2 protein-coding genes are annotated in these 1,403 nt (G+C 67.7%); both read right to left on the minus strand.

Annotation, left to right across the window (positions count from 1 at the left end):
• A partial coding sequence (locus ACYP5B_RS33605) for a DUF2437 domain-containing protein (protein ID WP_459572505.1) occupies window positions 1–201 on the minus strand: 201 nt, incomplete at its 3' end.
• A gap of 49 nt (window positions 202–250) precedes the next feature.
• Window positions 251–1,403: VOC family protein (locus ACYP5B_RS33610; RefSeq protein WP_459572506.1), on the minus strand; the 1,153-nt coding region annotated here is incomplete at its 5' end.

The following is a 1,403-nucleotide window of genomic DNA, read 5'->3' on the forward strand; positions in this document are numbered from 1 at the left end:
CGTGACCGGCGGCAGTAGAGTGACGGCGTCGAGCGGCAGCGTGGCCTGGTCGGGGGTGCTGCGCCACGCAGCTTCGAGGCCATTCGCGACGAAGTCGGCGGTGCTGGTGGAGCCGCAAGACAGCGGTGCGATGCGGCGGTCGTGGACCACGCCCCAGCCGGGCTCGCCGCCGTGGATATATCGGACGACTTTGACAGACATTTTCTTTCCTTGACGTGAGGGGGGTTCGTACGGGAGCGGGAGCGCAGGCTCAGAGCCAGGGTCGCGCCTGGGTCATCGCGCGCCCAAGCAGCTTCAGCCGCGCGGCCGAGAGCCGGCCGGCGCGCAGCAGCCGCGCAACCCGGAACACCGTGGCGAGATTGCGCTTGACGCCCATGCTGGCGGGGACGTCATCGCCCCATGCCCAGATGCCGGACATTTCCAGCGGCACGTAGTGGGGTTCTCGGTCGGCGGTGAAGACATCGCCGTCGGCGTAGTGCTCGAATTCCATGCCGTCCGGATCAAACCAGTAATCGAACAGCTGGCTGCCGAGCACATGACGCCCAATACCCCACATATGGCGGTGGCCGTTCGCGCGCAGCACGTTGTGGCCTTGGCCGAGCGCGTCGAGGTCAAGCACTTCGTATGCGCTGTGCTCGTATTTCTCCTCGATACCGCCGGCGAGCACCAGGGCGTGATGGTCCGCGGGCGCGCTGCCGAGGTCCAGGCGGAAGAAGCAGAGATTGGGTGACCCGTCCTCCAGATACTGGATATCGGTTGGGATCAGGCCGAGATGACGCATATACCAGCGCGCCATGCCGGGAAAGTCGACGGTCTGGAGCACGACGTGGCCGAGCTTGACCACGGCTGCGGGCTCCAGCGGAGGCCGGACCGTAGCATTCACCCGCCGAAGCTGTCCCGGGTCGTTGGTGAGCGAATGCAGCGGGTCCCGCAATGGCAGCGGGTCGACCGGCTGCTGGCCGGTCACCAGCCACAGCAAGTTCCCGGCGGGGTCGGTCAGTTCGACGCCGGCGCCGCCGCCCGGAATCTCGTCGGCCGGCAGGCGGCGTGCATTCGCGTTGGCCTCTAGGTGGACCAGGTCTGCTTCGCTGCGCACCGAAAAGGCAGCGCCGACATAGCGCGAGCGCTGGCCTTGCGTCGCCAGCATCAGGCACGGCGGGGGGCCGGCGCCGCGCATTAACAGCCGGCTGCCGGTGCGCGACACGCAGCGCATGCCGAAATCCGTCAGGAAGGTCTCCGTCGCGCGCAGGTCGCGCTTCTCGAACATCAGGAAGGCAAGCGCTTGGGCCTTGACCAGGGCTTCGGGCCGGTCGAGCTTCTGGACGAAGGTAGGCAGTGCGCTTTCGGGGAAAGCCGGTGGTGTGCGCAGCACGCTGCGGGGCGGGCGGGTCATGGCGTCTCCT

This window comes from Cupriavidus sp. 8B (assembly GCF_054589115.1).